Here is a 6,722-nt window from a genome sequence, read left to right on the forward strand (position 1 = left end):
AACTACTATCCTTCAGAGTTTCAGTTTTTACCTTACTACGTGGAGTTGTATAACATTGGTGAAGAATTAAAAAATGATTCTAACTATGTAGTTTTTCAGCGTATTTATGACAGTGAAAATAAGTTAGACCTAAGTGCGTTTAACCGCATGTACAAGTATCAAGTGGAGGGTGAAATCAAACCGATTGCAAAATCAATTGATATTACTAACCTACCAGCGGGAAGTTATTTGTTAGAAGTAAGTGTTGTGGATGCTGAGCAAAACCTTATTGCCTCTAACGTGATTAACTTTGATAGAAATAACTTCGCAGTTGATGTCCTTTCGAATTATCAAGATGAAATTGTAGACCCTGCATTTCAAGCTTCAATTACCACGGATTCTTTACGTTATTATTTGGCAAGTTTAATTCCAATTTCTAGTCAATCTGATGTTAAAAACATCATTCAATTACTAAAGGAGGAAGACACAACTTTACACAGAAAGTATATTCAGTCGTTCTGGAAAACAACTTCTTCCATCCAATCTTTCGAAAACTGGATGAAATACAAAGCACAGGTACAACTTGTGGAGCGTTTGTATGCAACGAATTTCCAGGTTGGATTTGAAACTGATAGAGGTAGGGTTTACTTACAGTATGGTTCACCGAGTTCCATTACTGCTCGACCAACTTCTCCAAGTGAATATCCTTACGAGATATGGCAATACGATAAAATTGGAAAGTTCTCAAACAAAAGATTTGTGTTCTACAACCCGGATATGGTGAACAATACCTACAGATTATTACACTCAGATATGGTAGGAGAGTTACAGAACTACAGATGGCAATATTACATCAACAGTAGAACTACACCAGGGAATAACATAGACGATCCAACAGGAGGTAGTGTTGATTCTCACGGAGCTAATGCAAGTCGTTATTACAAGAATTTCTAAAGTCACTTTTACATGTCACAAGCTAAGGTTGCCGTTGTAATTTTAAATTGGAACGGAAAAGCTTACCTCGAACAATTTTTACCTTCTGTGGTGAAATATTCAGAGGGTCACCAGATTATTGTTGCTGATAACGCATCCACAGATGATAGTATCTCTTTTTTAAAGGCGAATTACCCTTCTATAGATATCATAGTTAATACAAGTAATGGTGGTTTTGCCAAAGGGTATAATGATGCGCTTAAGCAAGTAAAAGCGGATTACTATGTTCTGTTAAATTCTGATGTTGAAGTTACGGCAAACTGGGTGGATATCATGCTTGAAGAACTTGAAAGCAATTCAGGTTGTGTTGGGGTTCAACCCAAAGTTTTGGCCTATCATAATAAAAGTGTTTTTGAACATGCTGGTGCCGCGGGAGGATTTATAGATAAGAATTATTATCCTTTCTGTAGAGGTAGAATATTTGGTGATGTAGAGGAGGATAAGGGACAATACGACGGTGTTCGTGAGGTTTTTTGGACTACTGGAGCCTGTATGTTGGTCAATGCAAAAGCCTATCATGAAGTAGGAGGTTTAGACGAGGATTTCTTTGCGCACATGGAGGAGATTGATATGTGTTGGCGTTTAAAGAATAGGGGATATTCCTTTTTTGCTGCCCCAAAAGCAGTAGTTTACCATGTTGGCGGGGGGACCTTGAATTATGAAAGTCCGAACAAAACCTATCTCAATTTCCGCAACAGTCTTTATATGATTCATAAAAATTATAAAGGCATACTTCCATTATTTATCTTCAAACGATTAATTCTGGATGGAATTGCAGCTTTAAAGTTTGCAGTGAAATTTAAATTCAAGCATTTGTGGGCGATAGGTAGAGCGCATGCTAACTATTACCAACAACTTCCGAAATTAAATGCAAAGCGCAAAGCTTTGAAAAAAGCTACAAGTAACTTAGAAGCAAACAAGGCTGGATTTTATACAGGAAGTTTGTTGTTTGCGCGTTTTTTTAAAGGAATTACAGCTTTTTCTAAATTGAATCAAAGGCTTTTTAAATAAGCTAGAAGTTGTATTGTATACCAAGCCCAAGGCTAAAACTGCTTTTGGGATCAATACGCGTTTCCTGATACAAGATTCTCGATTTTGGATTGTAACTTACTTGTATAGGAAGAATGATATCGAAATCACCGATTTGATAAGCCAAAGTATTTCTAAGTACAAAATTTACGGAAAATGGGTTGACAACTAGGCCGTTTATATCTCCTTTCAAAGAAGTGAACCTCAAATCTGCTCCAAGGTTGGTTGTCAATTTTAAATTTTCATCTCCGTTGGGGTTTAAGATAAAGGTTCTACCAATACTTACAGGTATACTGAAATAGTTTATAGAACTAGATAGCGTTTGCGCAATGGTGTTTACGCTCGTATCGGTTACAGTTGAATACGACGAATCAATAATCATCCCACTCGTATCGTAGGTATACACAACAGAGTTTGAATCAATGTATTGATAAATTTGCGTGTAAGTACTGTCTGTTTCATAATTCATACTACCATTCTGGTATTGGGCACCAAGTTGTAGGTTATATACGTCTAGCGCCTTTAACTGACCATAAATTTGATAGGCCATGATAGATCGATAATTTATTTTTTCTTGATTACCAGGGGCAGAGGAAGAGGTGATTTCTAAAGAAGGTTTAAAGCTTGCAAGGCGAGCTTCAATTCCCACAGAGTAACCGGTTAAAAACTGAGAAGGAGTAGTTTTTTTCTCGTCCTTCTTATCATCTGCTTTCGTGTTCTCTTTTTCTACTTCTCCCTTAGTTTCATCGATTGGTTTTTCATCCTCATTTGCTTGTGTTGTTGAAGTAGTGTCAACTCCTACAACCTGCGTAGAGGTATCCTGATTTGAATGCTCAGTATTTAACGAATTGTTCTGTAAAGACTGCTCCTCCTTATTTGTGCCGGTCTTATTCACCTCAGCGTTTATTTCTGGGGTTGTTTCGGTTCTGTCTGCTGCTTTCTCATTTGCTTTGTTTGAAGCCAGCAATGTATTACCTGAGATTTGAGTTGAGCTCAATGAAGTTGCGGGAGTGTTTGTACTGGCGCGGTTAGCGGGAACAAACGCAGTTTCTTGTTTAGGAACCACACTATCAATTGGTAAAAGGTGAGCATTTGCAGTATTGTTTAGATTGCTTTTCCTTTCCTTGCTCAGAATTTCCTTGCTTTCTACATCGCTCTTTTGGTCCGGAGTAATTGAAGTGGAGTTGTTTTCAATTTTATTTAGGGAAATATCACCTGTAGAATTCTGGTTTTTAAAAAAGAAAAAGGCAGAAATAGAAAGACCAGATAAGAATAAAATGGCAAGTAAAAGAGCAAGTAATCTTCCCTTAGATTTTGGAAAATCTAGGGCGTCATCAATTGCACGCTTAACATCAGCTGGTGGTGTAACCTCAGCCTTAAGCATCTTCTCTCTGAAAAGATTCTCTATGTTATTTTTCTTACTCATGCCCTTTCTATATTAATCAAGCTCCCTAACTTCTCCTTCAGCATTCTTTTTGCTTTCATCAATTGAGATTTCGAGGTGTTCACCGAAATATCAAGGTATTCTGCAATCTCTGTATGTTTTAAATTTTCAAAAACAAAGAGATTAAACACCATGCGATAACCATCTGGTAACTCTTGAATGAGATTTAAAAGTTGCTGATAAGACTGATTGGATGTGTCTTCTAATTCAAATTCTGTTTCTTCTTCACTGAGAACAACATTGTTTTCTATAGGTTCAAATTTCTTTTTCTTGCGTATTTCATCGAGCGCTGTATTTATTGTGATGCGTTTTATATATGCACCTATAGATCCTGATGGATCAAACTTTTCTCTACTGTTATAAAGTTTAATAAAGCTGTTTTGAAGTACATCTTTGGCCTCGTCCTCATCCTTCATATAACGCAAAGCAATAGCATACATGCCCGGCGAATAGGCATGGTAAATTTTGTCAAAGGCTTTCTTTTTGCCTTTACAAAAGTCTTTAATTGTCTTTGCACTAATAGCGCTCAAATGAGTGGTTTTGGTTTATATACTTAGGCCTTTTTAGAAAGGTTGCCCGAAACTATTAATTATTTAAACAATTCTGAACTTTTTTGAAATGAATTTCTCGTTCTTCTACTGTATTGTTCGGAGTTGCAGTTATCTCTTTGCACTTAGAATCTATGTAATCAGACCGTTGTAAGAGAAAGTCGAAATCAGATTCTGCTGTTGTTTCACTTTCCAAAGCTTTTTCTATAGAGTCTATTGCTTTTATGCAATTACAAAAATCCCATTGCAGGCCGAATTTCTTTTCAATTTCAGCGTGTATTATGGTATCCGGTTCAGGTAGGGGCGTACTAATTGTATCTGTGTTTTCTACAGCCAAATTGGGGTTCTGTGCAATTTCTTTTGTGGTATTTTCGTTAGTATTTAGGGTGTTTGCTTTGTGAGTTTGGGGAATTTTCTTTCGTGAGGCATCGTTATTGCAACTGATAATTAAAACACTGAGGAAAATTGTACTAAAAAGAAATTTCATAACTTGATAACTATTGTTAACACCTTAAAACTAGGGAATATGTTTGCAAAAATTAAACAACTCTCCATATTTATTATCCTTTTGAATGCCGGATGCTTGTTGGGGCAAGAAGGTAATAGTCAACCTTTGGATACAAGTATTGTATACGTACAGGACCTTGAGGAAATAAAATGTATACCGAATTATCAAAAAGAATATAATCGCTTACTGCGAAAAGTCAGACGAGTTTACCCCCTTGCTTTGTACACCAAGGAAGTGTTAGATTCCTTGGACAAGGATTTAGCGCTACTCAATAAAAATCGGAAACAAAAGAAATTAGTAAAGCAGACCCATAAAGATTTAAAGGCAGATTTTAAATTTTTATTGAAGGATCTATACAGGAGTGAAGGTGTAGTATTGGCCAAATTAATATACAGGGAAACGGGGATGAGTATTTATGATATTATTTCGCAATACGAATCAGAATCGAAGGCTTCCACTTTTGCCTTAATAGCTCAAGCATGGGAGCAAGATTTAAAAATGAAATATGACCCAGAGAATGAGGATTATATTCTAGAACGGGTAATTGAAGATGTGAATGCCGGTCTTGTGGATTTTGATTTTACGGTACATCTTCTCGATAAAAAAGAATACAAACTGAAAAAGAAGGCGTATGTAAAGCGAAGGAGAGATGCAAGAAAAAAGAACAGACAAAGGAGCCGAGAAAGAAGAAAGAAGCAACGAAAAAAGGGAACCTAATAGGTTCCCTTTTCTAATTATTTCTGTTCGGATTATTTTGCTGTAGCAGCTAATGTGTCCTGTGCTCCAGAAGAAAGTGCTGATTTCTCAACTCTTAATTTCGTAGAACCTTCACATTCCAATAAAACTGAAGATTCAGCTACTTCTAAAATTTTCCCGTGGATTCCTCCGATGGTAACAACTTTATCTCCTTTCGTTAATCCTTCTCTGAATTTTTTAGCTTCTTTTTGCTTTTTCATTTGAGGTCTAATCATGAAAAAGTAGAATACTACTACCATTCCTAAAATCATTAGAAGAGATTGCATACTTCCTCCTCCTGATTGTAATAACATTACGTTCATTTCTTTTGTATTATTTAGTTTATAACGTGTGCTTTAATTAAAACAGTGTGTCCTGAAGGTTTCGTGTTTCCAGAAATTGTAACTGTTTTAGTGATATTCCCAGTAAAGTTCTTTGTATCAATTTTTGCAATTGTACTTGTAGATTCTCCTGGGGCAATAGGATCTGAAGGTTTGTCTGTTACTGTACAAGAACAACTTCCTTTCACATCCGCAATAATCAAAGGAACATCTCCTGTATTTTTAATAGAGATTTCAGCTTCAATTACTTCACCTCTTGCAACATCTCCCATATCAATTTCTTCTTGTACTTCCATCGTAGTTTTTTCACCGATAATAGAGCCTGACTCTGAACCACAAGAAGCAAAGATGAAGAGCATTGCTAAGAATAAAAATTTTCCTTTCATTATTTTTTTTGCGCTAATATAATTAATTCATTAAACCGCGACCTATCTTATTGATTTGTCCGTCGGCTTCAAGACGTGCAATGGCCTTATCAAGTACTCCGTTGATAAATACATTACTTTTTGGGGTACTGTAGAACTTAGAAATTTCAATGTATTCGTTCAATGTAACCTTTACGGGGATATTGTTGAATTCTTGTAATTCTGTAATGGCCATTTCCATTAATAAAACGTCCATACGTGCAATTCTATCTAATTCCCAGTTAGAAGTTAACTCGTCAATTAATTTCAAGTTTTCTTCTTCTCTTTTGATGGTTTTCTTCAAGAGAGTTCTTACGAAATCTTTCTCATCAATTGGGTCTTTGTACAAAGGCATGATGTCATTGGCACCTTCTTCTTCGAAGTTTTTAAGTGTCTTGATCACCATGGTTGCCGCTAAATCAATATCATCCATCCAGTGTATGCTCTTCTCTTCAAAGAAAGAGTAGAGGTGATCGTAGTTCGCGATTTCTGTTTTGAACAAGGTAATTAAGAAGTTCTTGTCCTCTTCAAAACCAGTGTTTCCATTGTTCATGAATTCAAAGAAAGTTTCTGTTTCACGAATGTGTAAAAACATCTTTCTGAAAATTTCACGTTCAGTGTCACCCACCCAGTTAACCGTTCTTTCCTCAGAAGCCTGAATCAACATGTAGTTGTCTTCCAACAGGGCAATAACCTTGTTGTCTACAAACTTCATGTTTGGATTTAAATCTTCTTCTTTTG

Annotated in this window: 9 protein-coding genes; 3 read left to right on the top strand and 6 right to left on the bottom strand. The window is 36.1% G+C overall.

The window, feature by feature from the left end:
• Together R3333_RS11320 and R3333_RS11325 are read left to right on the top strand one after the other, a co-directional pair.
• The coding region (locus R3333_RS11320; protein ID WP_318958890.1) for a GWxTD domain-containing protein at positions 1-933 on the top strand (933 nt) is incomplete at its 5' end.
• 12 nt (positions 934-945) lie between these two features.
• The gene (locus R3333_RS11325; RefSeq protein ID WP_318958891.1) at positions 946-1,983 is read left to right on the top strand and encodes a glycosyltransferase family 2 protein; all 1,038 of its coding nucleotides are present in this window, start codon (positions 946-948) and stop codon (positions 1,981-1,983) included.
• 1 nt (position 1,984) lies between these two features.
• On the opposite strand, the gene R3333_RS11330 is transcribed toward R3333_RS11325, so the two are convergent.
• The 3 genes from R3333_RS11330 to R3333_RS11340 are packed head-to-tail and all read right to left on the bottom strand — an operon-like array spanning position 1,985 to position 4,480.
• Positions 1,985-3,427: a hypothetical protein gene (locus R3333_RS11330; RefSeq protein ID WP_318958892.1), complete on the bottom strand. Its 1,443-nt coding sequence runs from the start codon at positions 3,425-3,427 to the stop codon at positions 1,985-1,987.
• On the bottom strand, positions 3,424-3,975 hold the full coding sequence (locus R3333_RS11335) for a sigma-70 family RNA polymerase sigma factor (RefSeq protein WP_318958893.1): 552 nt from the start codon (positions 3,973-3,975) through the stop codon (positions 3,424-3,426). Before R3333_RS11335 ends, R3333_RS11330 begins: the two co-directional genes overlap by 4 nt.
• A 55-nt stretch (positions 3,976-4,030) precedes the next feature.
• Positions 4,031-4,480: a hypothetical protein gene (locus R3333_RS11340; RefSeq protein ID WP_318958894.1), complete on the bottom strand. Its 450-nt coding sequence runs from the start codon at positions 4,478-4,480 to the stop codon at positions 4,031-4,033.
• A 39-nt stretch (positions 4,481-4,519) separates the two neighbouring features.
• Between R3333_RS11340 and R3333_RS11345 the strand changes: the two genes are divergently transcribed.
• Positions 4,520-5,218, top strand: a complete 699-nt coding sequence (locus R3333_RS11345) for a DUF4294 domain-containing protein (protein WP_318958895.1) — start codon at positions 4,520-4,522, stop codon at positions 5,216-5,218.
• Between the two features lie 32 nt (positions 5,219-5,250).
• On the opposite strand, the gene yajC is transcribed toward R3333_RS11345, so the two are convergent.
• From yajC to R3333_RS11360, 3 genes are all read right to left on the bottom strand, one after another.
• Positions 5,251-5,559, bottom strand: a complete 309-nt coding sequence (gene yajC, locus R3333_RS11350; protein ID WP_318958896.1) for a preprotein translocase subunit YajC — start codon at positions 5,557-5,559, stop codon at positions 5,251-5,253.
• 14 nt (positions 5,560-5,573) lie between these two features.
• Positions 5,574-5,963 (bottom strand): DUF1573 domain-containing protein, encoded by a 390-nt coding sequence (locus R3333_RS11355; protein WP_318958897.1) that lies wholly within the window; start codon positions 5,961-5,963, stop codon positions 5,574-5,576.
• Between the two features lie 22 nt (positions 5,964-5,985).
• Positions 5,986-6,722: transcription antitermination protein NusB (locus tag R3333_RS11360; protein WP_318958898.1), on the bottom strand; the 737-nt coding region annotated here is incomplete at its 5' end.

The sequence above is a fragment of the Lishizhenia sp. genome (assembly GCF_033720595.1).
GTDB lineage: Bacteria > Bacteroidota > Bacteroidia > Flavobacteriales_D > Crocinitomicaceae > Lishizhenia.